General features: G+C 38.9%; 31 protein-coding genes and 1 riboswitch. Of the genes, 24 read left to right on the top strand and 7 right to left on the bottom strand.

From position 1 onward, the window contains the following. Window positions 1–5: 5 nt before the first annotated feature. The gene (locus tag AB2Q86_RS12665) at window positions 6–314 is read right to left on the bottom strand and encodes an SdpI family protein (protein ID WP_012580794.1); all 309 of its coding nucleotides are present in this window, start codon (window positions 312–314) and stop codon (window positions 6–8) included. Window positions 315–440: 126 nt separating this feature from the next. Between AB2Q86_RS12665 and AB2Q86_RS12660 the strand changes: the two genes are divergently transcribed. Continuing rightward, window positions 441–1,844, top strand: a complete 1,404-nt coding sequence (locus tag AB2Q86_RS12660) for a glutamate decarboxylase (RefSeq protein ID WP_012580795.1) — start codon at window positions 441–443, stop codon at window positions 1,842–1,844. A gap of 40 nt (window positions 1,845–1,884) precedes the next feature. On the opposite strand, the gene AB2Q86_RS12655 is transcribed toward AB2Q86_RS12660, so the two are convergent. Continuing rightward, window positions 1,885–2,643, bottom strand: coding sequence for an alpha/beta hydrolase family protein (locus AB2Q86_RS12655; protein WP_012580796.1), 759 nt, complete (start codon window positions 2,641–2,643; stop codon window positions 1,885–1,887). 132 nt (window positions 2,644–2,775) lie between these two features. Then, entirely contained in the window at window positions 2,776–2,940 is a 165-nt protein-coding gene (locus tag AB2Q86_RS12650; protein WP_012580797.1) for a hypothetical protein, read from the bottom strand. A gap of 155 nt (window positions 2,941–3,095) precedes the next feature. Here AB2Q86_RS12650 and AB2Q86_RS12645 point away from each other — a divergent pair, with 155 nt between their 5' ends. From AB2Q86_RS12645 to AB2Q86_RS12575, 15 genes are all read left to right on the top strand, one after another. Next, window positions 3,096–4,067, top strand: coding sequence for an ABC transporter substrate-binding protein (locus AB2Q86_RS12645; RefSeq protein ID WP_003726487.1), 972 nt, complete (start codon window positions 3,096–3,098; stop codon window positions 4,065–4,067). Next, a complete protein-coding gene (locus tag AB2Q86_RS12640; RefSeq protein ID WP_003726486.1) occupies window positions 4,067–5,077 on the top strand; it encodes an iron ABC transporter permease in 1,011 nt (336 codons plus the stop codon). The genes AB2Q86_RS12645 and AB2Q86_RS12640 overlap by 1 nt, the downstream gene beginning before the upstream one ends. Continuing rightward, on the top strand, window positions 5,074–5,865 hold the full coding sequence (locus AB2Q86_RS12635) for an ABC transporter ATP-binding protein (protein ID WP_003730019.1): 792 nt from the start codon (window positions 5,074–5,076) through the stop codon (window positions 5,863–5,865). The genes AB2Q86_RS12640 and AB2Q86_RS12635 overlap by 4 nt, the downstream gene beginning before the upstream one ends. 141 nt (window positions 5,866–6,006) lie before the next feature. Beyond that, window positions 6,007–7,176 (top strand): rod shape-determining protein RodA, encoded by a 1,170-nt coding sequence (rodA, locus tag AB2Q86_RS12630; RefSeq protein WP_003730020.1) that lies wholly within the window; start codon window positions 6,007–6,009, stop codon window positions 7,174–7,176. Between the two features lie 76 nt (window positions 7,177–7,252). Then, window positions 7,253–8,428 (top strand): rod shape-determining protein RodA, encoded by a 1,176-nt coding sequence (gene rodA / locus AB2Q86_RS12625; protein WP_003730021.1) that lies wholly within the window; start codon window positions 7,253–7,255, stop codon window positions 8,426–8,428. A gap of 155 nt (window positions 8,429–8,583) precedes the next feature. Beyond that, complete coding sequence (locus tag AB2Q86_RS12620; protein ID WP_012580798.1) at window positions 8,584–8,937, top strand: arsenate reductase family protein; 354 nt, start codon at window positions 8,584–8,586, stop codon at window positions 8,935–8,937. A gap of 40 nt (window positions 8,938–8,977) precedes the next feature. Continuing rightward, on the top strand, window positions 8,978–9,355 hold the full coding sequence (gene gcvH, locus AB2Q86_RS12615) for a glycine cleavage system protein GcvH (RefSeq protein WP_003723327.1): 378 nt from the start codon (window positions 8,978–8,980) through the stop codon (window positions 9,353–9,355). A gap of 85 nt (window positions 9,356–9,440) precedes the next feature. Further along, window positions 9,441–9,725: a thioredoxin family protein gene (locus AB2Q86_RS12610; protein ID WP_012580799.1), complete on the top strand. Its 285-nt coding sequence runs from the start codon at window positions 9,441–9,443 to the stop codon at window positions 9,723–9,725. 191 nt (window positions 9,726–9,916) lie between these two features. Beyond that, window positions 9,917–10,792: a cation diffusion facilitator family transporter gene (locus AB2Q86_RS12605; RefSeq protein ID WP_012580800.1), complete on the top strand. Its 876-nt coding sequence runs from the start codon at window positions 9,917–9,919 to the stop codon at window positions 10,790–10,792. A 74-nt stretch (window positions 10,793–10,866) separates the two neighbouring features. Beyond that, window positions 10,867–11,562: a response regulator CesR gene (gene cesR / locus AB2Q86_RS12600; protein ID WP_003722450.1), complete on the top strand. Its 696-nt coding sequence runs from the start codon at window positions 10,867–10,869 to the stop codon at window positions 11,560–11,562. After that, a complete protein-coding gene (cesK, locus tag AB2Q86_RS12595; protein WP_003730026.1) occupies window positions 11,552–12,694 on the top strand; it encodes a histidine kinase CesK in 1,143 nt (380 codons plus the stop codon). Before cesR ends, cesK begins: the two co-directional genes overlap by 11 nt. A gap of 78 nt (window positions 12,695–12,772) precedes the next feature. Beyond that, window positions 12,773–12,961 (top strand): hypothetical protein, encoded by a 189-nt coding sequence (locus tag AB2Q86_RS12590; RefSeq protein ID WP_003737456.1) that lies wholly within the window; start codon window positions 12,773–12,775, stop codon window positions 12,959–12,961. A 108-nt stretch (window positions 12,962–13,069) separates the two neighbouring features. Continuing rightward, a riboswitch (SAM riboswitch) is annotated at window positions 13,070–13,188 on the top strand. Window positions 13,189–13,277: 89 nt separating this feature from the next. Continuing rightward, a complete protein-coding gene (locus AB2Q86_RS12585; RefSeq protein ID WP_003737455.1) occupies window positions 13,278–14,300 on the top strand; it encodes a methionine ABC transporter ATP-binding protein in 1,023 nt (340 codons plus the stop codon). Then, window positions 14,297–14,971 (top strand): methionine ABC transporter permease, encoded by a 675-nt coding sequence (locus tag AB2Q86_RS12580; RefSeq protein ID WP_003725603.1) that lies wholly within the window; start codon window positions 14,297–14,299, stop codon window positions 14,969–14,971. The genes AB2Q86_RS12585 and AB2Q86_RS12580 overlap by 4 nt, the downstream gene beginning before the upstream one ends. A gap of 64 nt (window positions 14,972–15,035) precedes the next feature. After that, the gene (locus AB2Q86_RS12575) at window positions 15,036–15,866 is read left to right on the top strand and encodes a MetQ/NlpA family ABC transporter substrate-binding protein (protein WP_003730031.1); all 831 of its coding nucleotides are present in this window, start codon (window positions 15,036–15,038) and stop codon (window positions 15,864–15,866) included. 42 nt (window positions 15,867–15,908) lie between these two features. Here the strand turns inward: AB2Q86_RS12575 and AB2Q86_RS12570 are convergent, their stop codons facing one another. Beyond that, window positions 15,909–16,985, bottom strand: a complete 1,077-nt coding sequence (locus tag AB2Q86_RS12570; RefSeq protein WP_012580801.1) for a hypothetical protein — start codon at window positions 16,983–16,985, stop codon at window positions 15,909–15,911. Window positions 16,986–17,325: 340 nt separating this feature from the next. On the opposite strand from AB2Q86_RS12570, the gene sufC reads away from it, so the two are divergent. Genes sufC through sufB form a run of 5 tightly spaced genes read left to right on the top strand, consistent with a single transcriptional unit; the run spans window position 17,326 to window position 22,515 of the window. Beyond that, window positions 17,326–18,111 (top strand): Fe-S cluster assembly ATPase SufC, encoded by a 786-nt coding sequence (gene sufC, locus AB2Q86_RS12565; RefSeq protein WP_003722442.1) that lies wholly within the window; start codon window positions 17,326–17,328, stop codon window positions 18,109–18,111. An 18-nt stretch (window positions 18,112–18,129) separates the two neighbouring features. Then, window positions 18,130–19,431, top strand: a complete 1,302-nt coding sequence (gene sufD, locus AB2Q86_RS12560; RefSeq protein WP_012580802.1) for a Fe-S cluster assembly protein SufD — start codon at window positions 18,130–18,132, stop codon at window positions 19,429–19,431. Next, window positions 19,432–20,658, top strand: coding sequence for a cysteine desulfurase (locus tag AB2Q86_RS12555; RefSeq protein ID WP_012580803.1), 1,227 nt, complete (start codon window positions 19,432–19,434; stop codon window positions 20,656–20,658). It abuts the gene before it with no gap. Next, complete coding sequence (gene sufU, locus AB2Q86_RS12550) at window positions 20,655–21,098, top strand: Fe-S cluster assembly sulfur transfer protein SufU (RefSeq protein ID WP_003722439.1); 444 nt, start codon at window positions 20,655–20,657, stop codon at window positions 21,096–21,098. The genes AB2Q86_RS12555 and sufU overlap by 4 nt, the downstream gene beginning before the upstream one ends. A 22-nt stretch (window positions 21,099–21,120) precedes the next feature. Further along, on the top strand, window positions 21,121–22,515 hold the full coding sequence (gene sufB / locus AB2Q86_RS12545) for a Fe-S cluster assembly protein SufB (protein ID WP_003722438.1): 1,395 nt from the start codon (window positions 21,121–21,123) through the stop codon (window positions 22,513–22,515). A 66-nt stretch (window positions 22,516–22,581) separates the two neighbouring features. Here the strand turns inward: sufB and AB2Q86_RS12540 are convergent, their stop codons facing one another. Next, complete coding sequence (locus tag AB2Q86_RS12540; protein WP_041176564.1) at window positions 22,582–22,755, bottom strand: hypothetical protein; 174 nt, start codon at window positions 22,753–22,755, stop codon at window positions 22,582–22,584. Between the two features lie 135 nt (window positions 22,756–22,890). Between AB2Q86_RS12540 and AB2Q86_RS12535 the strand changes: the two genes are divergently transcribed. Further along, window positions 22,891–23,733, top strand: coding sequence for a DUF72 domain-containing protein (locus AB2Q86_RS12535; RefSeq protein WP_012580804.1), 843 nt, complete (start codon window positions 22,891–22,893; stop codon window positions 23,731–23,733). 32 nt (window positions 23,734–23,765) lie between these two features. Here AB2Q86_RS12535 and AB2Q86_RS12530 read toward each other — a convergent pair whose 3' ends face one another. Continuing rightward, the gene (locus tag AB2Q86_RS12530) at window positions 23,766–24,131 is read right to left on the bottom strand and encodes a DUF1634 domain-containing protein (protein ID WP_003722429.1); all 366 of its coding nucleotides are present in this window, start codon (window positions 24,129–24,131) and stop codon (window positions 23,766–23,768) included. After that, entirely contained in the window at window positions 24,132–24,971 is an 840-nt protein-coding gene (locus AB2Q86_RS12525) for a sulfite exporter TauE/SafE family protein (RefSeq protein ID WP_003727947.1), read from the bottom strand. It abuts the gene before it with no gap. Between the two features lie 136 nt (window positions 24,972–25,107). On the opposite strand from AB2Q86_RS12525, the gene AB2Q86_RS12520 reads away from it, so the two are divergent. Together AB2Q86_RS12520 and AB2Q86_RS12515 are read left to right on the top strand one after the other, a co-directional pair. Continuing rightward, window positions 25,108–26,496, top strand: coding sequence for a bifunctional UDP-sugar hydrolase/5'-nucleotidase (locus tag AB2Q86_RS12520; protein WP_003737444.1), 1,389 nt, complete (start codon window positions 25,108–25,110; stop codon window positions 26,494–26,496). Beyond that, a complete protein-coding gene (locus tag AB2Q86_RS12515; RefSeq protein WP_003722426.1) occupies window positions 26,493–26,768 on the top strand; it encodes a YutD family protein in 276 nt (91 codons plus the stop codon). The genes AB2Q86_RS12520 and AB2Q86_RS12515 overlap by 4 nt, the downstream gene beginning before the upstream one ends. Window positions 26,769–26,784: the final 16 nt, after the last annotated feature.

Here is a 26,784-nt window from a genome sequence, read left to right as displayed (position 1 = left end):
TTTTTTTATTGTAGTTTTTTCTCGACTAAAATGACGGACAGTAGCACGGCAAAAATACTTGTCGTTAATAAAATCGAGCTACGAACAAAGGCGTGCATCGGGATAAAAGCGAGCGTTAGGGACAAAACTAAAAGTAAAACTCCGATAGTAATCCAGTAGATTCCAAGTAGTTGATGCGCTTTTTGCCAAGATATTTCATTTTTTAAAGATGCTTTCGTTCGATAACTAAAGCGACTTTCTTTATTTTTAGGTGGATTCACCCGGTAGATGACACCGAGAATAATAAGTAAAAGTGGAAAAATTAAATCAAACATAATGAACCTCCTTATAGGTACCACCGTAGTATAACAAATTATTGTGAAAAATTGAACGGTTTGTCTCTCTGGTTTAATGGGTATTGGTGGATGAAGGTGATCAGTTATTTTAAAGGAGGAAAAAAGATGCTTTATAGTGAAAACGACAAGCGAAAACATGAAAGTTATCGAATCCCGCTCTTTGGATCTGAAGAAGAAAGCACGAGTATCCCGAAATATGTATTAAAAAAGGAACCGATGGAACCACGTATAGCCTATCAATTAGTGAAAGATCAGTTGATGGATGAAGGCAATGCGCGGCAAAACTTGGCAACTTTTTGTCAGACATACATGGAAAAAGAGGCAGAAATACTGATGGCAGAAACGCTCGAGAAAAATGCAATTGATAAATCCGAATATCCGCAAACAGCTGAACTAGAAAATCGCTGCGTCAATATTTTAGCCGATTTGTGGAATGCGCCAAAGGAGATGGCTTACTTGGGGACTTCGACTGTTGGTTCTTCGGAAGCGTGTATGCTTGGCGGTTTGGCAATGAAATTTCGCTGGCGTAACCATGCGGAAAAGCGTGGTCTAGATATTCAGGCAAAACGACCGAACTTAATTATTTCATCAGGCTACCAAGTATGTTGGGAAAAATTTTGTGTGTATTGGGATGTCGATATGCGTGTTGTACCAATGGATAAAGAGCATCTCAGTATCGATGTAGATAAAGTGTTTGATTTGGTCGATGATTACACAATTGGGATTGTCGGGATTTTAGGCATTACTTATACAGGTAAATTTGATGATATCGCCTTATTAAATGAAAAAGTAGAAGCATACAATGAAGCAAATGAGCATCAATTAGTTATTCATATTGACGGCGCAAGTGGCGCGATGTTTACACCATTTGTAAATCCAGAATTACCTTGGGATTTCCGCCTTAAAAATGTTGTTTCTATAAATACTTCCGGTCATAAATACGGATTGGTTTATCCTGGTGTTGGTTGGATTTTATGGAAAGACAAAGAATATTTACCAAAAGAACTTATTTTTGAAGTCAGCTACTTAGGTGGTTCGATGCCGACGATGGCGATTAACTTCTCTCGTAGCGCTAGCCAAATTATTGGGCAATATTATAATTTCTTGCGTTATGGATTTGAAGGTTACCGAGAAATCCATGAAAAAACAAAGAAAACAGCCCTTTACTTGGCAAAAACTGTAGAAAAAAGTGGCTATTTTGAAATTATTAATGATGGCGCTAATTTGCCGATTGTCTGTTACAAAATGAAAGAAGGACTGGATGTCGAGTGGACGCTGTATGATTTAGCTGATCAGCTTTTAATGAAGGGGTGGCAAGTTCCAGCCTATCCACTTCCGGCAGATTTAAGTGATACGATTATTCAACGGTTTGTTTGCCGGGCGGACTTAGGCTATAACGTGGCCGAGGAGTTTGCGGCTGACTTTGCAGACGCGCTTCATAATTTAGAGCATGCAAGAGTACTTTATCATGACAAAGAACGAAACGATTCATACGGATTTACGCATTAAAAAAAGAAGACTTGGATGGTGAGTCCGAGTCTTCTTTCTATTAAAGTGGAAGCCAGTCGATAATTTCTTTGATGCTCTTATCCCAAAACTCCCAATCATGGTCACCGGGACCTTCGCGATATTCTAGCGGAGCATTTTTCTCAAGTGCAAAATCGCGAAAACGAATATTATCTTCATAAAGAAAATCTTCCGTACCACAATTTTGGAAAAGAGCTGGTAAAGGGACTTGATTTTGGAGATTTGTTTCTAATAAATGAAATAAATCATTTTCCGTACCTGTTTGGCTAGCCATTTCACCTGTGATGGCACGCGTGCTGAAATTTTCGAAACAATCTTCTTTAATGATATAATTAATATCCATGACGCCGGACATACTAGCTGCGGCTTGGAATTTTTCCGGGAAAGTAAGTGCAACTTTGAACGCACCGTAACCACCCATGGAATGACCAGCTATGAACGTATCTTCTTTTTTATCTGAAAGCGGAAACCAATTCTTCATGACATTCGGCAGTTCTGTGCTAACAAATTCAAAGAAGTCGCGCCCGTGAACCATGTTAGAATAAAAGCTATGGTCTGCTGCGGGCATGACGACAGCGAGCCCTTTTTCAGTGGCATAGCGTTCGATATTTGTATTGCGTACATAAGTTGTGTGGTTATTCGACAAACCGTGAAGAATATATAATGTTTTATATTTTGGAATCGAGCCATGATAAAGTGCATCTGTTTCGGGCAAAATCACCGTTACACTTGTTTGCATAGCTAAACAAACTGATTTGAAATTAAGTTCTAAAATAGCCAATGTAGGGGCCTCCTGACGTGTCTTTTTTTCTAGTATACATGATTTTTGAGCGAAATAAAATAAATATAACTTATCTTATGAGTTAACTCGGAATTAAACGTAAAATAAAGAACCTGCGTGAACAGGTCCTCGTTATTTTTTAATACTTGGTTTATTTTTATCAACGATGTTTAAGATTTCTTCGAGTTTGCGATTCTTTTCGAGAATAGCTGCTTCTTTGAATTGTTCAGTCGTGACTGGGGGCATTGTTTCTTTGCAATTTTCATGTGCTAGATTTGGAAAAAGATTATCAGTCATTTTTCATCGCCTCCTTAAGTTAATTATAAAGTATCAGCAGGAAAATTACGACTATTTGAATATAGATGAAAATAATTCTCAATTAGGGGTTCGTCTTTTTGAATATCGTGTTATAATTTAGTAGAATGAAAAGGACAGTGTTGTGGAGGGGAATTATGAAGAAAATAACTATATTGACATTAAGTATAACAGCCGCACTACTCCTTGCATCGTGTGGAAATGATACGGCAACTGATACGAATAATGAAACAACTAAAACGGAAAATAAATCGCAAGCGGCTCTAACGATAACAGATATGGCCGGGCGCGATGTTTCTTTTGATAAAAAACCAGAACGAATTATCGCACTGACGAATGCGGATATGAATATTATCTATGCACTTGGTGGAACGGTGGTAGGTCGCCAAACAACGGATGCGAGTGGTGTCCCTGATGGCGCGAAGAAAGCTACAGAAGTCGGCAATACACATGATTTGAATTTAGAAAAAATTGCCTCTCTTGGTGCTGATGCTATTGTCGCAAGTTCAGAACAAAACTTAAAAGATGTTCCTGCGATGGAAGGCGTCGGGCCGAAAGTCGTGTTGACCGGAGCCAACTCAATTGACGAAATTAAAAAACAAACAGCCGTACTTGGCGAACTTTTAGGTAAAGAAACGAAAGCCAAAGAGTTAGAAGCGAATATTGACCAAAAAGTGGCGGAAGTGAAGAAGAAGCAACAAGGTAAAAAAGTACGCTCATTACTTGTTCTAGGGGCTCCCGGAAGTAATTACGCGGCGCTACCATCCTCATTAAGTGGAAATGTTTTAGAAATTGCTGGCGGAGAAAATGTAGCGAAAGATTTTAAAGGCGTTGAAAACTTCCCACAATACGCTTCGATGAACGTAGAAAAAATTGTTGCTGCTGACCCGGAAGTGATTTTCTTAATGATTCACGGCGGGGACGAAAAAGAAACAGAAGCAGCATTCAAGAAAGAAATGAAACAAAATGAAGCTTGGAATTCAACAAGCGCCGTTAAAAATGATCATATTGTCGTACTTCCTGCAGAGCTATTCGGAACAAATCCTGGAATTAAAATTGATCAAGCCTTGGATTATATGACAGATGAGATAAATAAGGTGGATAACTAATGACAACTGTGAAGGCGCATGATCCGCGGCGAAAACGTAGACGGATAACTTTTATTGTAGTAATCATTTTACTTATTTTAGCTTTTTTCTACGGACTGACAACTGGGTCCGTGAAAATTACATATAGTGACGCTTGGCAGACGCTAACTGGCGGGGGAAGCGACCTAGCGAATCAATTGATTTGGAACTTGCGCTTGCCGCGGTTATTAATTGCTTTCTTAGTAGGAGCGGCGCTGGCGATTGCTGGATGCTTGCTGCAAGGCGTGATGCGGAATCCATTAGCTGACCCAGGCGTAATTGGGGTTTCAGCCGGTGGTGGCTTCGTGGCCATTTTAATGACATTAGCATTTCCTGCGTTAGCTTCCTTTGTGCCGATTGGTGCGTTTTTAGGGGCGTTTGGAACAGCTATTTTGATTTATTTGCTTGCATGGGATCGCGGTGTTTCTCCTTTACGCGTAATTTTGTCGGGTGTAGCGATTAATGCGTTTATTGGAGCGATGACTTCTGGCGTAATGGTGCTGTATAGCAACCGGGTCCAAAGTGTCATTTCTTGGATGACAGGAACGCTCTCCGGGAAAAGTTGGTATCATTTGGATATGATTTGGCCGTATATGCTGGTCGGGTTTGTTTTAAGTGGTTTTGCGATTCGTTCTTCTAATGTATTGCTACTCGGGGACGATGCGGCGAAATTGCTTGGCTTTTCTGTGGAACGGCATCGCTTTTTCATTATAATGTTGGCGGCCTTTCTAAGCGGCGTTGCGGTTAGTGTAGCTGGACTTATTGGCTTTGTTGGGCTTGTCGTGCCACATATTTTTCGTCTGATTATCGGGAATGACTATAAATATTTACTGCCGCTATCCGCACTCGGCGGGGCTTTATTAGTTGGTTTTGCTGATACGGCGGCTAGAAGTTGGTTCGGTTCCATTGAACTTCCTGTTGGAATCCTGCTTGCGATGATAGGCGCACCATTCTTCTTGTTCTTACTTCAAAGAGGGAGGGTTGCTTCATGAAATCAGCATTAGAACTAAAAAATGTTTCTTTCTCACGTAAAAGAGATTTCGAAATGAAAAACGTGAGTGCAAGCATTCCAGAAGGGAAAATCACTACGCTTATCGGTCCAAACGGCTCGGGAAAATCGACTATGCTGCGTTTGATGATGCGCCTTTTGACGCCGGATAGCGGGGAGATTTTCTTAAATGATAAAAACATTACTGAAATCCCATCTAAAGATTTAGCGAAAAAAATGACGATGTTATCACAAGCTCCAGAAGGTTTGGTAGATGTGATGGTGCATGATTTAGTGGCATATGGCCGTTTGCCGCACCGAAGTTGGCTCTCCACTTTGCAAGAGGAGGACGAGGCGGTCATTCACTGGGCTATTAAAGTGTGTAACTTAGAAGAACTGGCTTATCGCCCGCTACATTCGTTATCAGGCGGAGAACGACAACGTGCTTGGCTGGCAATGGCTCTTGCGCAAAAAACGCCCATTTTATTATTAGATGAGCCAACTACTTATTTAGACATTGCGCATCAACTAGAATTGTTAGACTTACTCGTCCATTTAAACAAAGAATATAATTTAACTATCGTGCTCGTTTTACATGATCTGAATCAAGCTGCGATTTATAGTGATTATGTGTTTGTGTGCGAAAATGGTCAATTAGTCAAAGACGGCTCGCCTAGAGAAGTTTTCACGACAGAGCTGCTTCGAGATGTTTTCCATATTACAGCGGATATTACCGAAAAAGATGGAAAGCAGCATATTCATCCACTTGCTTCGACTCGTTTTGAATATTAAAGAAAACAGAAAGAAGATTAGAATTTGGTGAAAAAGCTTCCTATCCAAGGTAAACTTTATTATAATAGATGAAGGCTGTTGCTCTTTTTAAGAATAGCAGCCTTTTTACATTTAAATTCAAACACAAAAGGACGGAAAACAATGGCTAGAAATAGAAAAAAAGCAGTTCGAGTAGACTATTCGATTATATTTTTAATGATGTTGCTTTGTGTTATTGGTCTCGTGGCGATTTATGTTGCTGGACTTGTAAACGACCAATATACAAATAATTTCTTGTTGCAACAATCTATTTGGATTGTTATTTCTACTGGAGTAGTTGTTGTTATTGTACTTTTTTTCGACTATGATAAGCTGCAATGGGCGGCGTACTATCTTTATGGAATCGGAAACTTGTTGCTAGTACTTGTACTCATCGTTGGTGATGAGCGAAAAGGGTCCAAAAGTTGGATTAGTATCGGATCGCTTGGAAGTCTGCAACCATCAGAATTAATGAAAAGTTTTTTGATTTTAGCGCTTGCGAAAGTCATTTGGGATCACAATAAAAAATATAAAATACATACCGTAAGTCTAGATATGCAGTTACTTTTAAAAATAGGTATTGTTTCTATTCTTCCGCTCGGTCTTGTAGCACTTCAACCGGACCTTGGAACGATTTTAGTATTTATTGCTATTATTGTTGGTATGGTATTTCTTAGCGGTGTTACTTGGAAAATTTTGTTACCAGTTTTCAGTTCAATTGCACTTCTTGGTGGAACTTTAATCTATTTAGTTATGTACAATCCGGACTTTTTACAAAAATTAGGCTTTAAAACATACCAATTTAAACGTATCACTTCTTGGCTAAGACCGGAAGAGGATCCGCTGGGCGACGGAATGCAGTTACTTCGCTCGATGCAAGCGATTGGTTCTGGGCAGTTACAAGGAAATGGAATAGGGAATCAAGCTATTGCGATTCCGGAAAACCATAATGATTTTATTTTTTCTATCATTGGTGGTAATTTCGGTTTCATTGGTGGCTGTGTGCTTATTATGTTATACTTTTTACTGATTTACCAAATAATTCGAGTAGCTTTAGATATAAATATTCCTTTTTACTCGTATATTTGTGCAGGCGTTTGCTCGATGATTTTATTTCACGTTTTAGAAAATATCGGGATGACAATTGGTCTTCTTCCAATTACCGGTATTCCGCTACTTTTTGTCAGTTATGGGGGAAGCTCACTTCTTGGCGCATTTATGGCACTTGGACTCGTGTTATCGGCGAGATATAATGCTCCAGAAGTTAACTTAGGGAAAGGAAATCGTTTCTGATTTTCTTTTTTAAACTGTTTGGGAGAAAGTGTTCGTTTTTGTTTATACAAACCAACCAGTAAGGAGTAATTAAATAATGAATCAACAAAATAAACTAGCTGGACGCATTGATTACGGGATTGTTCTATCAATGATGTTACTTATGATAATCAGTTTGGTGTCCATTTATAGTGCGCAATTAACAAATAATCAATATGATGCAAACTTTGTTGTCAAACAAGCCATGTGGTTTGTCGTGTCGACATTTGCCATTATTGTTGTGATGCAACTAGATTATGACCGGCTTACGAAATGGGCTTATTACTTTTATGGACTAGGTCTATTTTTGCTCGTATTTGTATTGCTTTTTGGGAAAGAAGTAAAAGGAGCGAAGAGCTGGATTGTTATTCCGTTCTTAGGAAACATTCAGCCATCCGAGGTTGTAAAGGTCATTTTAATTATCGTTTTAGCAAAAGTGATTTGGGATCATAACCGAACATATAAGGTTCATCGTTTTAGTTACGATGCTTGGTTACTGTTGAAGATTGGCTTGTTTACGTTAATACCACTTATTCTTATCATGCTGCAACCCGATTTAGGGACAGCGCTCGTGTTTATTGCTATTATGTCGGGAATGATTCTTGTTTCCGGAATTACATGGAAAATTATCGTGCCGCTTTTTGGATCGATTGCGGCAATTGGGACGGCGCTGATTTGGATGGTTATTTATCACCAAAATTGGCTGACGAGTCTAGGTTTTAAACCATATCAATTTGACCGGATTACGACATGGATTAATCCGGAGAATGACCCTCAAGGCGGAGGTTATCAAGTACTTCGAGCCTTAACGGCGATTGGTTCTGGGCAGATTTCTGGGAACGGCGCGGGATATGACGCCATCGCTATTCCAGAAAATCACAATGACTTTATTTTTACGATTGTAGCCGGGGATTATGGCTTTATTGGCGCCAGTATTTTACTTGCGATTTATTTCTTGTTGATTTATCAAATTATTCGAGTGGCGCTAGATGTTGGCGTACCATTTTATTCTTACATTTGTACGGGTGTTGTAATGATGTTAATGTTCCACGTACTGGAAAATGTTGGTATGAATATTGGTTTGCTGCCGATTACAGGTATTCCGCTTCCGTTTATTAGTTACGGTGGTAGTGCCCTGCTCGGGAACATGATGGCAGTAGGGCTAGTTCTCGGGATAAGGTTTAACTTTAAGAAATCGATGTTTGAAGTGAAAGAAGAAAATCACGCATCTTAAAATAAAAATACAAAAGTCGAAAATGGCTTTTGTATTTTTAAAACCGTGAATGAATGCGCTTTCAAATTCTCTGTTTTTTTCTAAGTGTTGCCATTTGTACTTTCAGAAAAAATGCACTATGATAGTAATAGAATGCAATCGGAGGGAGAGGCAAAATGATTAATTTTTATTGGTATCCAAAATGTAGCACCTGTAAGAAAGCAAAAGCATGGCTTGAAAGTGAGCATGTTGATTTTAATGAAGTAGATATTAAGACAGAAACACCAACTGTGGAAGAAATACAAAAATGGCATGAAGTGAGCGGGCTTCCAATCCGCCGTTTCTTTAACACAAGTGGTATTAAATACCGCGAACTTGGACTGAAAGATAAATTAGATACACTTTCGCCGGAAGAAGCTTATAAGTTACTTGCATCAGACGGTATGCTAATCAAACGCCCGCTAACCACGAACGGCAAAGAAGTGACGCTTGGTTTCAAAGAAGAAGAATTTGAAGCAACTTGGAAATAGTCAATATAGATAATTGCACGAAAAAGGAGGAGTTTTGAAAATGAGTTTACCAAAAGACTTATTGTACACAGAAGAACATGAATGGGTGAAAGCAGACGATGGTAGTTATGTTATTGGGATTACTGACTTTGCGCAAGATCAATTAGGGGATATCGTATTTGTTGAATTGCCAGAGGTTGGCGACACTGTAACAAAAGGTGACTCCATCGGTAGCATTGAATCTGTAAAAACAGTATCTGATTTTTACGCACCAGTAACTGGTAAAGTAGTTGCTGTTAACGAAACATTAGAAGATGAGCCAGAACTAATTAATAGCAATCCATACGATACAGGCTGGATTTTAAAACTTGAAGAAGTGGAAGAAGCTGATGTGAAGGCTCTTTTATCAAGTGACGATTACGAAAAAGTATTAGATTAATTTTTAGGAGGCCGGCTTGGGATAACCGAAGCAGGCCTTTTTTTGATAGGAGGCGTTTTTTCTGGAAATCTGGGAAAAAGAACGTTTGAAAATGGCACAAAAAAATGGCGCGGACTTTGTCGTTTTCTTTTTTACGCCGATGTGTGGCAGCTGCCAGATAGCAAGCCGGTTAGTGGACGTGGTTTTGGAGGCGGACTCGCTTCACGCAGAAGTCAGGAAAGTAGACTTGAATTATGTGCCTGAGATAGCACAAAGTCTGGAGATTACATCCGTCCCAGCGCTAGTTAAATTTAAGAGTGGTCAGCCGGTCGATTTAAGTTACCAATTACATGATGCAACGGCGATTTTTGAATTCCTGTATAGTGAGTGATACAGGGATTTTTTCTGTGTTAATTTTTGCCCGAGTGCAAAAAAGTTTCGCTTCCGATATAGAACTGCATTTAACTAAAAACGTTGCTATAGACACAATTCTGCAGCTTGTGGTAAGATAATTCGAGTTGTTAAAATAGTGTTTTATAAAGAGAGATTTTTAATGAAACATAAAATATCGGAGGCTTTTCTATGAACCATTCAAATCTTACTATTTTATCTGTTTGTAGTAATTTTGTTATTGTTGTACTTAAATTGATTGTCGGCTTTTTTACAGGTTCCGTGGCAGTGATTTCGGAAGGGATTCACTCGTCAATGGACTTATTTGCGTCAATCATCACTTTCTTCTCGATTCGGATTTCTAATCAACCGGCCGATGAAGACCATCCATATGGACACGGAAAAGCAGAGAATATCGCGGGAACAATTGAAACTTTACTTATATTTGTAGCGGGGATTTGGATTATTGTAGAATCGGTTAATAAACTTATAAATCCTCACGAAATTCGTTTTCCAGCGCTTGGTATTATGGTTATGCTTTTCGGGGCAATTGTGAATATTATCGTGTCTCGTATTATCAAAAAAGCGGCCGATGAAGCTAATTCAGTTGCCATGAAGTCTAATGCATTACATTTATATACAGATGTATTCACAGCGCTTGGAATTGCGCTTAGTTTGTTCCTTGTATACATAACAGGCTGGCTTTGGTTAGATCCAGTTATCGCCATTTTAACAGCATTTTACATTATGTATGAGGCGTATAAATTATTAAAAGAGTCTTTTCCGCCGTTAATGGACAAACGCTTGTCTGCGGATGAAGAAGAAGCAATTAAGCAAATCATTTTGACTCATAAAACAAAATTTATTGAATTTCATGATTTTCGTTCAAGACGTGCAGGAGCGGAAGAATACATTGATTTTCATTTAGTTGTATCTTCCTCAATGACGATTGAAAGTGCGCATTCGTTATGTGACGAAATTGAAGCAGAAATTATGAATTTTTATTCGAAAGCAGAAGTTCTTATCCACTTAGAGCCAGAAGAAGAACGGGTATTCACGCGAATTTAATCCAAGCTCTTTCTATTCGATTTGTTGCTAAAGTGTTACAATAGGTAGAAATAAGAATGGAAAGGACAATGAGTATGACAACTTCTATTTTAATTGCGGATGATGACAAAGAAATTGTTGATTTAGTGAAATTATATTTACAAAATGAAGGATATACGATTTATCAAGCTTATGATGGTGCGGAAGTATGGCGTTTAGTACAAGAAAAACAGCCAACTTTAGTGATATTAGATATAATGATGCCAGAAATGAACGGCTTAGAAGTATGCCGATTAATGAGAGATAACGGGATTTTGACTCCCATCTTAATGCTTAGTGCAAAAGCGGAAGATAACGACAAAATCATGGGGCTTTTAACTGGAGCTGACGACTATATGGTCAAGCCATTCAATCCATTAGAGCTTTCTGTACGTGTGAAAGCTATTCTAAGAAGAATGCAGCAAATGAGCCAAGCAGAGCCTGTTAGTCAAGATAAAGTCATCATTGGGCCGATAGTAGTTGACCGTGGCCTTCACGTTGTAACTGTTGGTGGCAAAGAACTTCATTTGACGACTTCTGAATTTGATATTTTATTTTTACTCGCGAGTGAACCAGGCCGCGTTTTTAGTTCAGAATATATTTTTGAGAAAATTTGGCAAGAAAAAGCCCTTGGAGCGAGTAAGACGGTAATGGTCCATATTAGTAATTTGCGTGATAAATTGCGCGAGGCAATGGGCGGAGAAAATGTGATTAAGACAATTTGGGGAGTAGGGTACAAAATTGAAATCTAAACTAGAACTGTTGTTTACGAAAATTAGCCATGTGATGAATATTTGGCAGGCGACTTTTTTTGCAGCTGTTTCATGGGTTTTGGCTTTAATTACCGTACAAACTATTTATTTATGGAGCATTTCCATTCGGGATGATTCTTTGTTTTTACGAGAAGTGTCTCAGGCCATTGTGCAATTATTTGGAACGAATAAATATACGCGAATCATGCAATCTTTTTGGATGTTATCGCTAAAATTTCTGATTATCTTTTTAATAGCTTGTCTATTCTTTGCTTTTTTCTATCGTTTGATGCGTCAAAGAATTTTGAAAAAACAACTGCGGACAATTAATTTTGCGCTAAATGACGGAAAACCGGTAGATACAGAAAGTTTTGTGCCGGAAATTCAAGAACTGGAACGTAACATTGAAAATATGCGAGAACGTCAGAAAAAATTGATGCAACAAGAAGAACAAGCCCAACAAGCTCGAAATGACTTAATTACCAATGTTTCGCATGATTTGCGAACACCACTTACATCCATTTTAGGCTATTTAAGCTATATACATGAAGACCGTTATCGCGATGAAATTGAGCTTCGTTATTACACCGAGCTTGTATACGGGAAAGCGCGTCATTTGCACAAACTTATTGATGATTTATTTTCTTATACAAGGCTCGATAGCGTGGATTACCAATTAAAGAAAGATGAGTTAGACATTGTTGAGTTGCTCCGGCAATTAGTGGCGGAATATGACGGGCGAGCTGCGGAACGTAATATGCAGATTGTCGAACATTTTGACACCAACAAACTAATTATCGGTGGTGATGGTAACCAAATTATGCGCTTGTTTGAGAATTTATTTTCGAATGCCCTTAGATACGGAGAAGGCAATAAACAAATTGATGTCAGCGCGAAAAAAGAAGATAATATGGCTGTTGTGCGCGTAACGAATTACGGCGAAGAAATTCCTAATGTCGATTTACCTTACTTGTTCGAGCGCTTTTACAAAGTAGATAAAAATCGGACGACGACTGGAACTGGATTAGGCCTTGCAATTGCTAAGTCTATCGTTGAAAAACACGGCGGAATTGTTACTGCCGAAAGCAAAAAACGCCAAACCAGTTTTATCGTCAAATTGCCGCTAATTTAATCTTTAACAATTCTTAAAAGTTTCTTTCCGCGTGATTTATGTTCTTTCGGTAGAATATAAATCACGGAGGAGAGGAAAATGAAAAAACATATTGTTTTAATTGTTGTTGCTTGTATCACGGTTATTGCGGTATTTATGTACATAGTGCAAATAAATAATAGCGAACTGAAATATCAAAAAAAGGCCCAAATTAAAATAGCCTCTCAAATGGCTAATCAGGTTGAACAAACAAATAGTAGTATCCTAAGTGAAATAACTTACAAATAAATTGATTTAAGTAAGAAAGTTATTGACAAAGTCTACTAGACAAGGTAATATGAAAAAACAAGAAACGTCACTATAGTCACAAATGAAGTGATTTAATAATATGTAGAAATCTTATCCAGAGTGGTGGAGGGAAATGCCCTGTGAAACCCAGCAACCTAAACAATAATTCATTATGTGTTTAAGGTGCTAAGTCATGCAGAACAACTAATTGTTCTGAAAGATGAGAAGGAAGTTAGTCCATTTGAAAAAATGCTGCCTTTCTGCTCATCAGCAGAAAGGCTTTTTTGTATATCAGAATGTAGAAAAGGTGATAGAGATGATTACGTTACAAAACGTTGTAAAAGAATACACGTCCAGAAATAACAAAGTTCTCGCAGTCGACCATGTCGATTTAGAAATTGAACAAGGTGAGATTTTTGGAGTAGTTGGATATTCTGGAGCTGGTAAAAGTACGCTAATCCGGATGTTTAACGGACTGGAACTACCAAGTGCCGGGACAGTGGAAGTAGACAATTTACTTATTAGCCAGATCCGCGGTAGTAAGCTTAGAAAAGCTCGTCAGCAAATTGGAATGATTTTTCAACACTTTAATTTATTATGGTCACGTACAGTAGCGGAAAATATCGCGTTTCCACTAGAAATTGCAGGTGTACGGGGTGAAAAAAGACGTTTTCGAGTAAATGAACTCATCCGCCTTGTTGGTTTGGAAGGAAAAGAAAATGCTTATCCAGCTGAACTAAGTGGTGGTCAAAAGCAGCGTGTCGGTATCGCAAGAGCACTGGCCAACAACCCAAAAGTATTGCTTTGTGATGAAGCAACTTCCGCACTAGATCCACAAACTACTGATGAAGTTTTAGAACTCCTCCTAGATATTAACAAACGCCTCCATTTAACTATCATCGTTATCACCCATGAAATGCACGTTATCCGGAAAATATGTAATCGCGTAGCAGTAATGGAAAACGGAAAAGTTGTCGAACTCGGCGATGTTTTAGATGTTTTCCGTCACCCACAAGAAAAAGTAACGCAGCGCTTCGTTCGCCAAGTCACTGATTCAGACGAAACAGAAGAACTAATCCATCTACTACTCGATAATTACGCAGAAGGAAAAATTGTTAAATTACTCTTTATGAGCGAAAATGCAACTCAACCAGTCATATCTCAAGTAGCAAAAGAAAATGATGTTATGCTAAATGTTCTCCACGGGAACTTAACGCAAACGCAAAACGGCGCATACGGAACGCTTTATGTACAAGTTTTAGGTACAGAAGATGCGATAAATGCGAGTCTAACACAGCTACGTCAACTTAAAGTAGAAACGGAAGTGTTAGAACGATGACGAAATTACAAGAATTATTTCCCAATGTTGATTTTCAAATGATGTGGGTCGCAACACAAGAAACATTATACATGACGCTTGTTTCATTATTTGCGGTTTTTTTACTCGGAATTGTGTTAGGATTATTACTATTTTTAACTAACAACAAAAAACATGCTGGGGCGCGCATTCTTTACTGGATTACAGCCATTTTAGTCAACGTGTTCCGCTCGATTCCTTTTATTATTTTGATTGTATTGCTTTTACCGATGACGAAATCGCTTGTCGGAACAGTAATCGGGCCAAAAGCGGCACTTCCAGCATTGATTATCTCTGCTGCTCCGTTCTATGGTCGGATGGTAGAAATTGCCTTTCGTGAAGTGGACAAAGGAGTTATCGAAGCAGCCAAATCTATGGGAGCGAATATGTTTACGATTATTGGTAAAGTACTTATCCCAGAAGCACTTCCAGCGATTATTTCCGGTATCACAGTGACAGCAATTTCGCTCGTTGGTTTTACCGCGATGGCTGGTGTCATTGGCGCAGGTGGTCTTGGGAATACTGCCTATCTTGAAGGATTCCAACGTGGACAACCTGATGTAACAGTACTTGCGACAATTATTATCTTAATTATCGTCTTTATTTTCCAGTTTATCGGCGACTTCTTAACAAAACGAACCGACAAACGCTAACTAATGTATATGAAGAAATTTATATAAAAAAACGCGGAATCCCCGCAAAAAAGGAGAGAATTTCATGAAAAAGGTTCTTGGTTTCATTTTCACATTAAGTTTAGTTTTAGTACTTACAGCTTGCGGTAGCTCCTCAGATAAAGCTTCATCTAGTAAAGACGATAATCAGTTAGTTGTGGGGGCTTCCAATACACCACATGCCCAAATCTTAGAACAAGCAAAACCGATTTTAAAAGATAAAGGGATTGACTTGAAAATTGTTAAATATACAGATTACGTTATGCCTAATAAAGCGCTAGAAGAAGGCGACTTAGACGCTAACTACTTCCAACATAAACCATATCTTGAACTAGAAGAAAAAGAAAAAGGCTACAAATTTGCTGATGTTGGCGCGATTCACATCGAACCAATGGGCATCTACTCTAAAAAAGTGAAAGACATTAAAGATCTAAAAGACGGTGCGCAAGTATTACTTTCTAACTCAAAATCTGACTGGCCGCGTGTCATTGGTATTTTTGTGGATAACGGACTATTAACGTTGAAAGACGGCGTGAAACCACAAGATGCAACATTTGATGATATTAAAGACAATCCGAAAAACTTGAAATTCAAATACGATTTTGACCCAGCTTACTTAATGACTGCGTATAATAACGAAGAAGGCGACGTTGTAGCGATTAACTCTAACTTTGTTGTAGACCAAGGCTTAAACCCTTCTAAAGATGCTATTGCAATCGAAAGTAAAGACTCTCCTTATGCGAATATCGTTGTAACAACAGAAAAGAAAAAAGACGATAAAAACATTAAAGAGCTAGTAAAAGTACTTCATTCAAAAGAAATTCAAGATTATATTACGAAAGAATGGGACGGCGCTGTTGTTCCAGTCGATAAATAAAATAGAAAAAAATCCTTTTACCAAATCGGTAAAAGGATTTTTTTATTGAGCGCTACTTAAATATAATTTCAGTCCATCAGAAATGGCTTTATCCAGTTCTTTTTTAGAAACAATTTCATTTCCTTCTGGCATTGGAGGGACTTTTTCGTAGTCAAGCATATCAATCGTTGTTGTGAAGTTCATTAAGTCTTTTGTGTTTGTGTCTTCAAAATTAGTAGTGATAATTGCTTTACTAAATCCTTTTTTGCTGTCAGGAGTCAATGTTAAGTTGAAATCTAATGTTTGAGCGTCGTTATTGGTTAGTTTTTTTAAGGATGCTTGCATGTCTTTTTGTGCTGTATTCCATTTTTTCTTTGCTGCTTTTTGGGTACTGCCATCAATTTCAGCGATAAGTGCTACCACGTTTCCTTGATCGTCAAGCTTTGTGAGAACATCATTTACTAAATCGCTCACTTCATTTTTAGACAATTTTAGAACGATGTCGTCGTTGTCTTTAGAAGTGAAGTGCTTGTCATCTAAATCGTTTAAATAGCTGTAAATCGCAATGCCAGCAGTTTCTTCAATTTTCTTTAATTCTTTTGCTTGGCGGTCTACAGTTTCGGTATCAATTGTTTGGTTGGAAAAGTTTTGAATTGTTTCGAATAGATTTAAATACTTTGATTCTAAGTCTTTGTTTTGTTCCAGCACTTGATTGAAAATTTTGGCTGTAGATGCTGGTAATAAACTTGAGATGCTATCCGTTGCATCATAGAAGTCAGATACAGGGATATACGCTTTTCCGTCGTCGCTGTTTTGTAGTGCATGTATCGTTAAATCAAATGGTTTTTCTCCTTTCCAATGAATGGAAGATGCACTGTAAGAAGAGGCAGAGTCACTGTCAACGGAAATTTTATATTGAATGTTCGATTTTTTAAGTTGGTTTAAGTCAATTTCAGGACCAAGCTTTTTCATATAACCTTCTGAAAGGTCATTTACTTGGAATGTTACATTTGTTGTATATTGTCGGTTTTTAGCTGTTTTTTGCAAGGCAGCAGTGAAGTCGGACTTAGGGGAGCTACACCCGGATAAAGTTGCTAAAAGCAATACAAAGATGGTCGCAGCCATTATTGCTTTCTTCATATTTTAAATTCTCCTTCAATAAGTAATCGTTTATTACAAAAAAGTTATTATGTTGCAATTTTGTTACGTTACAACAATACCATATATAAATAAGATATACAATCCCTTTTTTAGGATGAAAAATCCCTTTCATTTATTGGTATGACACGTTGTATTTTTTTAGGGACGGATTCTCAAATAAAATAGAAACAGTGATAATGCTAGAAAACTGGTAAAAAACCTTTATTAATAGTAGAATGAAGGGGAGAATGCGAAGAATACTGGTTTTTATAGTTGTAATCAGATTAGAATTATACTAAACTAGGATTATGCAAATTTTACACTAGGGAGGACTTTTTTTATGGCAACTTTAAAGATTCAAGATTTACATGTTGAAATAGAAGGAAAAGAAATTTTGAAGGGCGTTAACCTGGAAATTTCAACTGGCGAAATCCATGCTATCATGGGACCGAACGGAACAGGTAAATCTACGTTGTCCTCAGCTATTATGGGGCATCCAAAATATGAAGTAACACAAGGAACAATCACACTTGACGGGGAAGATGTACTCGAAATGGAAGTAGACGAACGCGCTCGTGCTGGTCTTTTCTTAGCGATGCAATATCCAAGTGAAATTAGTGGTGTTACAAACGCTGAATTCATTCGTGCAGCAATCAACAGCCGCCGCGAAGAAGGCGACGAAATTCCAGTAATGCAATTCATCCGCAAACTAGATGCAAAAATGGATATTTTAGATATGGACGAAGAAATGGCGGAACGTTATTTAAATGAAGGATTTTCAGGCGGAGAGAAAAAACGTAATGAAATCTTGCAATTATTAATGATCGAGCCAAAGTTAGCGATTTTAGATGAAATTGACTCTGGTCTTGATATCGATGCGCTTAAAGTTGTCTCTAAAGGTGTAAATGAAATGCGCGGCGAAGGATTCGGTTGCTTAATCATTACCCATTACCAACGGTTACTGAACTACATCACACCAGATTTTGTTCACGTAATGATGCAAGGTAAAGTAGTAAAAGAAGGCGGACCTGAACTTGCGAAACGTTTAGAAGCAGAAGGTTATGACTGGATTAAACAAGAGCTTGGTATCGAACTTGAGGAAGAAGAAGCAGTAGACCAACAATAAGGAAGTGAGGTTAAAATCATGGCAGAAAATATGACAATTAAAGATGATTTTATCCACGCTTTTTCAAGTAATGCGAATGAACCGGATTGGTTTTTAGATATCCGTCGCAATGCTTTTAAAGCTTACGGGGAACTGGACTTGCCTTTTGTGGATAAAACAAAAATTACTCGCTGGAATTTCACAAAGTTCGAGACGTTTATACCTTTTAAAGAAGGCGTAACGAATGAAACTTTACCGGAAAAAGTAGCGAATTTAGTTGATTTAGATAATAAAGAAGCCAATTTTTACGTTCAAATGGATGAAAGACCTGCGAGACTTCAGTTGCAACAAGAACTAGTTGACCAAGGCGTTATTTTCACAGATATTATTTCGGCTGTGAAAAACCATCCTGAACTTGTGAAGAAATATTTCATGAAAGATGCAGTTCAAGTGAATGAACATAAACTGACTGCTTTTCATGCGGCACTAGTGAACGGCGGGATTTTCCTTTACGTTCCTAAAAATGTCGAAGTGAAAGCACCAATTCAAGCTGTTTTCGTACAAGACAAAGCAGAATCTCCACTTGTTAATCATGTGTTGCTTGTGGCGGATGATAATAGCGCAGTCACTTATGTGGAAAACTACGTAACGGTAGATAACGCACCTAAAGGGATTGTTAGCATTGTAGAAGAAGTAATCGCTGAGAAAAATGCGCGCATTACTTTTGGCGGTGTAGACAATCTTGCAAGTGATGTTACGACATATGTGAACCGTCGTGGACACATTGGAACAGATAGCCAAATTGAATGGGCGCTTGGCCTAATGAATGATGGCGATACTATCAATGAGAACGTAACAAACCTAATTGGTGACGGATCTTCTGCTGATGTGAAAACTGTGACAGTTGGACGCGGAAAGCAAACGCAAAACGTGACAACGCGCGTGACACATTACGGAAAAGCTTCTAATGGTACAATTTTATCCCATGGTGTTATGAAAGAAAGAGCGACAACTATTTTTAACGGAATTGGCCACATTAAACATGGCGCTTCTAAGTCAGATGCACAACAAGAATCACGTGTACTGATGCTTAGTCCTGAAGCGCGCGGTGATGCGAACCCAATTTTATTAATTGATGAAAATGACGTAGTAGCAGGACATGCGGCTTCTGTTGGACGCGTTGATCCACTACAATTATTCTATTTGATGAGTCGCGGGATTTCTCAAAAAGAAGCAGAAAGATTAGTTATTCATGGCTTCTTAGACCCTGTTGTTCGTCAGTTACCAATCGAAAGTGTGAAAACGATGCTTCGTGAAGTAATCGAAGGGAAAGTGCGCTAAATGATTGATATCCAAAAAATTCGGGCGGATTTTCCAATTTTAGCTCAAGAAATAAATGAAAAACCGCTAGCTTATTTAGATAATGCTGCCACTTCACAAAAGCCGAAACAAGTTATTGAAGCTTTAACACATTACTATGAGTTTGATAATGCGAATGTTCATCGCGGTGTGCATACACTTGCGGCAAGAGCGACGGATGCTTATGAATCAGCTCGAGGTAAAGTAGCCCAGTTTATTCATGCGCGTGAAGTAGCAGAAATTATTTTCACAAGAGGTACTACTTCAGCGATTAATTTAGTTGTAGATAGTTACGCGGAAGCAAATATTGAAGCTGGCGATGAGATAGTTATTTCTTATCTAGAGCATCATTCTAATTTGATTCCGTGGCAACAACTAGCTAAACGCAAGGGCGCGGTTTTGAAATATATTGAGTTAGAAGAAAATGGAACGATTTCTGTGGAACAAGCCAAAAAAACGATTGGCGAAAAAACGAAAATCGTTGCATTAGCTCATGTTTCTAATGTACTCGGGACTATCACGCCAATTAAAGAAATCGCAGCAATTGCTCATCAATTTGGAGCAGTCATTCTCGTTGACGGTGCGCAAGCTGTGCCTCATATGGAAGTTGATGTAGTTGATTTAGATGCTGACTTTTATGCTTTTTCAGGGCACAAAATGATGGCTCCTACTGGTATTGGCGCCTTGTATGGCAAACGTGAATTGCTTGATGCGATGGAACCTACCGAATTTGGCGGAGAAATGATTGATTTTGTTGAATTATATGATTCGACTTGGAAAGAACTGCCATGGAAATTTGAAGCCGGAACACCGATTATTGGCGGAGCGATTGCGCTAGGTGCGGCGATTGATTACTTGGCAGAAGTCGGACTCGCAAATATTCACGCACATGAACAAGCATTAGCTAGCTACGCGATAGAAGAAATGAGCAAAATCGAAGGCATTACCATTTATGGACCAAAAGACGCGAGTAAACGATGTGGCTTAGTGACTTTCAATTTAGAAGGCGCACACCCACACGATATTGCGACTATTTTGGACGAAGATGGAATTGCGATTCGAGCTGGTCATCACTGTGCACAACCGTTGATGAAGTGGCTTGACGTTTCTTCCACAGCTCGCGCAAGCTTTTATATTTATAATACAAAAGAAGAAATTGATGCGCTTATAGATGGCCTCAAGTTAACAAAGGAGTATTTTGGATTATGACAAGCCGGAAATTAGATCAGCTTTATAGACAAGTCATTATGGATCACTATAAAAATCCGCGCAATAATGGAGAGCTCCCAGATAGCGATGTAACAATCGACCTCAACAACCCAACATGCGGTGATCAAATTCATCTTCATTTAAAAATGGACGGTGATAAAATCGTTGCGGCAAAATTCACTGGTAGCGGCTGTTCGATTTCGATGGCCTCTGCTTCGATGATGACGCAAAGCATTATTGGGAAAACCGAGAAAGAAGCACTAAAAATGTCCCGTGAATTTTCAGAAATGGTGCAAGGTCACGACCATGAAACAATTGATGAATACGGTGATGTCGAGGCACTTGCCGGAGTTGCGAAATTCCCAGCAAGAATCAAATGCGCAACCCTTTCTTGGAAAGCAATGGAGAGAGCGATTTTTGAAAAAGAAGGAACAAAATAAGTAGCGAAAAGGAGGATACGACATGACTGAAATTCCAGAAATTGGCGAATACCAATATGGATTCCATGACAAAGATACCTCTGTGTTCCGTACAGAACGCGGATTAACAGAAAAAGTAGTAAGAGAAATTTCGAATATTAAAGAAGAACCAGAATGGATGCTTGAATTCCGTTTGAAGTCTTTGGAGCAATTTTATAAAATGCCAATGCCGACTTGGGGTGGCGACCTGTCAGAACTGAAGTTTGAAGACATCACTTACTACGTGAAACCGTCTGAACAAACAGTGCGCTCTTGGGATGAAGTTCCTGAAGAAATTAAACGTACTTTTGATAAATTAGGTATTCCTGAAGCCGAACAAAAATATTTGGCTGGTGCATCTGCGCAGTATGAATCCGAAGTAGTTTATCACAATATGAAGCAAGACCTAGAAGATTTAGGGATTGTCTTCAAAGATACAGATTCCGCGTTAAAAGAAAACGAAGATATTTTCAAAGAATATTTCGCAAAAGTAATTCCACCAAGCGACAACAAATTCGCTGCGCTAAACTCGGCTGTTTGGTCAGGTGGTTCATTCATCTACGTACCACCAGGTATCAAAGTAGATACGCCACTTCAAGCCTATTTCCGTATTAACTCGGAAAACATGGGTCAATTTGAGCGGACACTAATTATTGTGGATGAAAATGCCAGCGTAAACTACGTGGAAGGCTGTACTGCTCCCGTTTATACAACGAATTCCCTTCACTCAGCTGTCGTGGAAATCATTGTAAAACCAGGCGCTTACTGCCGTTACACAACCATCCAAAACTGGGCGAATAACGTTTATAACCTAGTAACGAAACGTACTTTCTGTGAAGAAAATGCGACAATGGAATGGATTGATGGTAACATTGGTTCGAAATTAACGATGAAATACCCAGCTGTACATTTACGTGGTGAAGGAGCGCGCGGAACGACCCTTTCTATCGCGATTGCAGGTAAAGGTCAACGTCAAGACGCAGGAGCGAAAATGATGCACTATGCGCCGAATACGTCCTCTACGATTGTATCGAAGTCGATTTCGAAACAAGGCGGAAACGTAACGTATCGCGGAATTGTTCATTTTGGTCGTAATGCAGACGGCGCACGTTCGAATATCGAATGTGATACGCTGATTATGGATAACCTGTCCACATCGGACACAATCCCGTACAACGAAATCCTAAACAGCAACATTTCATTAGAACATGAAGCCAAAGTTTCCAAAGTATCTGAGGAACAACTTTTCTATCTAATGAGCCGTGGTTTAAGCGAAGAAGAAGCGACAGAAATGATCGTTATGGGCTTCATTGAACCATTTACGAAAGAATTACCAATGGAATATGCCGTTGAGATGAACCGTTTGATTAAGTTTGAAATGGAAGGCTCGATTGGTTAATATAACAAAAAAATCCCCTTCAACTGCAGCTTTGTGGTTGAAGGGGGTTTTTATTTACATTTAATTTTAGCTGTTTTTCTTTCTACTTAAAAAGCCAGCAATAAAATAAGATAGTATAAAAATAGATAATCCGCCTATTAAAGATATATCTGATCCGTCAAAAGGTTTCCTACCAGTAAAGGCTGAACCGATTAATATCGTTCCGAAAAAAACTGAAGTCATTATAATAAGTCTTTTCATCTGTTTTCTCCTTTTTTTAATTAAAGTATAAAACATAAAATATCCAAGGTAAAGCAACAACCAAATTAAAAGATTCTCCCTCCTTTTTGCGTTATAATAAACATAAATCAAAAACGATAGAGAGGGTGGCGGTTGATGATTACAATCGGGTTAACTGGATGGAGTGATCATGATTCATTGTTACAATCAAAAAAATTAACGTTGGCTGATTATGCGGCACATTTTCCTGTGGTAGAAGTCGATACGAGTTTTTATGCGATTCCTTCTCCGCGAACAACGGCAAACTGGGCGGCGCAAACTCCGGATGATTTTCGTTTTGTGATAAAGGCTTTTTCGGCGATGACGAAACATAAGGAATGGTCGCAGTATTTTGATAGTGAAAATGCGATGTATACGGCTTATATGGATATGATTGCGCCGATAAGTGAAACGGGAAAACTACAGGCAATTTTATATCAATTTCCGCCGTATTTTAATTGTACGAAAGAAAATGTGACTTATTTAAAATATGTTGCCTCGAAAATGGGCGATTTGCCTGTAGCAATTGAATTTCGTAATAACTCATGGTATAGCGAACAAAATACAGAAAAGACGTTAGATTTACTGCACGAATTAGGTTTTATTCATACGGTTGTCGATGAACCGCAAGTTGGTTCTGGGAGCGTGCCGATTGTGCTTCGTGAGACGAATAGTGATATGACATTAGTGCGGCTTCACGGCCGGAATCAGTATGGTTGGATGAAAGCTAGCAGTCCGGAATGGCGCGAAGTTCGGACACTTTACCGTTATAATGAGGAAGAAATTAACGAATGGGCAAAATATGTGGAACATTTACAAAAATTGTCCAAAGAAGTTGTCGTGATTTTTAATAATAACAGCGGCGGGGATGCGGCTGATAACGCGAAACATTTACAAAAGGCGTTACAAGTTGAGTTTCAAGGCTTGGCTCCGATGCAAATGGATTTGTTTTCAGAATAAAAAAAGATGGCGCGTAAGCAGCGCCATCTTTTTTATGCTTTTATTCCAATTAAAAAGCTAATAACTAAAATAATTAATACAATCCCAGTTATTCCAACGTACAAATAATCTTTTTCCTTCAAAAAAGTAAATAACGATACAACGACACGAAGGACTGGCGTTAAAATTAAGCAAAAGAGGCCAAACATCATAATTGCGTATGGTTTAAGCGTCCCTAGCCCGCTGAAAATCGCCGTAAGCGAAGTCGGATAAGTTTCCCCAGGATAGCCACTTTCGCCGGTGATAAATAGCATAACAAGGCCGAAAACAATAATAATCGCACTGAGGACAACACCGATTCGTAGTAACGCGCTGACAATTAGCTCCACGCGGTACATTTCTTCTTTTTTCTCTGCCATTTAGATCCACCCCAATCCTTCTAAAATCATTTGGAAGGCAACATATAAAATGACGGGAATAAAAATAATCCGAATAACTTTGCTTTTTAAACGTTGCATAATGCGTGTTCCAAGTGTTGCACCGACAAGTACGCCAATCGCAACTGGAGCTGCAATCGCAGGCTGGATGTCACCTTGGAAAAGATATACAGTTGCACTGGCCGCCGCGGTTACGCCCATCATTAAATTACTCGTTGCGCTACTTACTTTAAGCGGCATTTTCATAAAGACATCAAGTGCCATTACTTTAAATGCACCACTACCGATTCCAAGTAAGCCACTTGCGATTCCGGCACCGTACATCACACCAAAACCAGCAGGGACGTTTGCCACTTGATAATCAACTGTCTGCCGTAAAGATTTATCGTAATATGAATCATGTAAGTTTAGTTTGGTTGCGAGTGGGTCTGGTTTCACATTGGTAGGAAATTCTGTACCGACCTTTTTAATCATGTTGAAAGCAGAATAAAGAAGTAAAAGTCCGAAGATGATGTAGAGTGCCGTGGCCGAGAGCAGTCCGCTGACGAAAGCCCCGGTGATTGCACCAATTGTTGTGGCAATTTCGAGAAACATCCCGACACGAAGGTTCGTAATACCGTCTTTGATATAAGCGATGGCAGAACCACTACTTGTTGCGATAACGGAAATAATACTCGCACCAATTGCATACTGAATATCAATCCCGAAAATAAGAGTCAAGGCAGGCGTCACGATAATTCCACCACCAAGCCCGAGCAAAGAGCCTACAACCCCTGCAAAAACAGAGATTAAAAGAATTTCGACTGTTTGCGTAATATCCAAAAAAATCACTTCCCTTTTAAAACAATATATCCTATCATAACATAAAATGAAAAGGGAACAATTCATCCAGTCCTAGTGCGTGTAAAAAAAGCTATTTTACGCTACAATAGTTATAAGTAGGGAGTGAGATGGATAGATGAAACATTTAACTTTATGGCATACAAATGATGTTCATAGTCACTTGGAACATTGGCCACGCATTTTTAATTTCTTAAAAGAGAAAAGAACAGCTGCGGATAAAGAAAATAAGTCGGCGCTCTTTTTTGATATTGGTGATTTTTTGGATCGGGTCCATCCGCTTACTGAAGGAACGAACGGGCTTGCGAATACGGACTTACTTAACCAACTGCCGTATGATGCGGTGACTTTTGGTAATAATGAAGGAACGACTTTGGCCCATGAAGACTTGGATAAATTATATGAACATGCGGCCTTCCCAGTAGTTTGCTGTAATTTTTACGCAGATAAAGAACGAACCAAGCAGCCAGACTGGGTGAAATCGATTGTTTATAAGGAAATAGAGCAAGTGAAAATAGCTATTATTGGTGCCACGGCGCCGTTTCGGGAATATTACGAAGCAATGGGCTGGGGCGTGGAGGAACCTATTAGCTCCATTCAAAAACAAATTGCTGGCTTGGATGAAGATACGGATGTAGTTATTTTGCTCAGCCATCTAGGTTTACCAAGTGATGAACGCATTGCACTCGAAATTCCTGAAATAGATGTAATTTTGGGGGGACACACGCACCATTTACTTGAAACGGGGAAATTAGAAGGGAATGCGTTACTTGCTGCAGCAGGTAGATGGGGCGAATATATCGGAAAAGTGGATATCGAGTTAGACGAAAATAATCAGATATTGACTAAAACCGCCACGACTTTTAAAACAGAGGATTTACCGGCTGCTCCAAATGAAGCGAATGAAATTCAAGGTTTCTTCGATAAAGGGCGCGCAGAACTCTCTGAAAAAGTAGTTGCGATTCCCGGAAAGTTAGCGCATAATTGGTTTGATGACTCGGAAATTGCGCACATTTTGAATGAAGCGGTTTGTGAATGGACTGGGGCAGAAACATTTGTGATGAACGCGGGCATTTTTATGACAGACTTTGAAGCGGGAATCGTGACGGATTTTGATATCCATCAAATGTTACCGCATCCGCTCAACGCGATTGCTTTAACGATGTCTGGTGAGGAGCTTGAAATACTTATTGACGGAATCTACCGAAAGAAAGCAGAACTGCAAGATATTCCGCTTCGAGGTTTTGGTTTCCGAGGCGAGTATTTTGGCACCGTTTTGATGGACAGAGCTGGTTTTGATGCGGAAAATCAAGTGGCGCTTTTTGATAATAAACCAATTGATAAAACGCGGGAATACCGGATTGCGACCCATGATACGTTTGTGTTCGCGCCATTTTTCCCGATAGTAAAACAAATTAAACGAAAAGAAGTATATACACCGGAACTACTCCGAGATATTTTAAAATGGAAACTTAAAAAAATGTACGGACAGGAGGAAGACAAGTGACGATTACGATTCAAGATTTAAACTACGAGATTATCACCAATTATCGCGATGCTTTTGACGAGGAGAAGTTAAATGAACGGTTTAGCGATATTCTTGGACGATATGATTATATAGTGGGCGACTGGGGTTACGATCAACTTCGGCTGAAAGGCTTTTTCGAAGACGATAACCGCAAAGCCGCATACGACAACAAAATTAGCACGTTAAAAGAATATATTTATGAATACTGCAATTTTGGTTGTGCATATTTTGTTATTAAAAAAGTAAAATAGTAAATGAGGTAGTTTG

It is taken from the genome of Listeria monocytogenes (genome assembly GCF_041765605.1).
GTDB classification, from domain to species: domain Bacteria; phylum Bacillota; class Bacilli; order Lactobacillales; family Listeriaceae; genus Listeria; species Listeria monocytogenes_D.
Note: the sequence above shows the minus strand (reverse complement) of the source record. Positions and strands in the feature narration are given on the sequence as shown.

Coding starts and splice junctions, on each gene's coding strand:
- AB2Q86_RS12665 (WP_012580794.1), bottom strand. CDS start 314: ATGTTTGATTTAATTTTTCCACTTTTACTTATTATTCTCGGTGTCATC.
- AB2Q86_RS12660 (WP_012580795.1), top strand. CDS start 441: ATGCTTTATAGTGAAAACGACAAGCGAAAACATGAAAGTTATCGAATC.
- AB2Q86_RS12650 (WP_012580797.1), bottom strand. CDS start 2,940: ATGACTGATAATCTTTTTCCAAATCTAGCACATGAAAATTGCAAAGAA.
- AB2Q86_RS12645 (WP_003726487.1), top strand. CDS start 3,096: ATGAAGAAAATAACTATATTGACATTAAGTATAACAGCCGCACTACTC.
- AB2Q86_RS12640 (WP_003726486.1), top strand. CDS start 4,067: ATGACAACTGTGAAGGCGCATGATCCGCGGCGAAAACGTAGACGGATA.
- AB2Q86_RS12635 (WP_003730019.1), top strand. CDS start 5,074: ATGAAATCAGCATTAGAACTAAAAAATGTTTCTTTCTCACGTAAAAGA.
- rodA (WP_003730020.1), top strand. CDS start 6,007: ATGGCTAGAAATAGAAAAAAAGCAGTTCGAGTAGACTATTCGATTATA.
- rodA (WP_003730021.1), top strand. CDS start 7,253: ATGAATCAACAAAATAAACTAGCTGGACGCATTGATTACGGGATTGTT.
- AB2Q86_RS12620 (WP_012580798.1), top strand. CDS start 8,584: ATGATTAATTTTTATTGGTATCCAAAATGTAGCACCTGTAAGAAAGCA.
- gcvH (WP_003723327.1), top strand. CDS start 8,978: ATGAGTTTACCAAAAGACTTATTGTACACAGAAGAACATGAATGGGTG.
- AB2Q86_RS12605 (WP_012580800.1), top strand. CDS start 9,917: ATGAACCATTCAAATCTTACTATTTTATCTGTTTGTAGTAATTTTGTT.
- cesR (WP_003722450.1), top strand. CDS start 10,867: ATGACAACTTCTATTTTAATTGCGGATGATGACAAAGAAATTGTTGAT.
- AB2Q86_RS12590 (WP_003737456.1), top strand. CDS start 12,773: ATGAAAAAACATATTGTTTTAATTGTTGTTGCTTGTATCACGGTTATT.
- AB2Q86_RS12585 (WP_003737455.1), top strand. CDS start 13,278: ATGATTACGTTACAAAACGTTGTAAAAGAATACACGTCCAGAAATAAC.
- AB2Q86_RS12580 (WP_003725603.1), top strand. CDS start 14,297: ATGACGAAATTACAAGAATTATTTCCCAATGTTGATTTTCAAATGATG.
- AB2Q86_RS12575 (WP_003730031.1), top strand. CDS start 15,036: ATGAAAAAGGTTCTTGGTTTCATTTTCACATTAAGTTTAGTTTTAGTA.
- AB2Q86_RS12570 (WP_012580801.1), bottom strand. CDS start 16,985: ATGAAGAAAGCAATAATGGCTGCGACCATCTTTGTATTGCTTTTAGCA.
- sufC (WP_003722442.1), top strand. CDS start 17,326: ATGGCAACTTTAAAGATTCAAGATTTACATGTTGAAATAGAAGGAAAA.
- sufD (WP_012580802.1), top strand. CDS start 18,130: ATGGCAGAAAATATGACAATTAAAGATGATTTTATCCACGCTTTTTCA.
- AB2Q86_RS12555 (WP_012580803.1), top strand. CDS start 19,432: ATGATTGATATCCAAAAAATTCGGGCGGATTTTCCAATTTTAGCTCAA.
- sufU (WP_003722439.1), top strand. CDS start 20,655: ATGACAAGCCGGAAATTAGATCAGCTTTATAGACAAGTCATTATGGAT.
- sufB (WP_003722438.1), top strand. CDS start 21,121: ATGACTGAAATTCCAGAAATTGGCGAATACCAATATGGATTCCATGAC.
- AB2Q86_RS12540 (WP_041176564.1), bottom strand. CDS start 22,755: ATGAAAAGACTTATTATAATGACTTCAGTTTTTTTCGGAACGATATTA.
- AB2Q86_RS12535 (WP_012580804.1), top strand. CDS start 22,891: ATGATTACAATCGGGTTAACTGGATGGAGTGATCATGATTCATTGTTA.
- AB2Q86_RS12530 (WP_003722429.1), bottom strand. CDS start 24,131: ATGGCAGAGAAAAAAGAAGAAATGTACCGCGTGGAGCTAATTGTCAGC.
- AB2Q86_RS12520 (WP_003737444.1), top strand. CDS start 25,108: ATGAAACATTTAACTTTATGGCATACAAATGATGTTCATAGTCACTTG.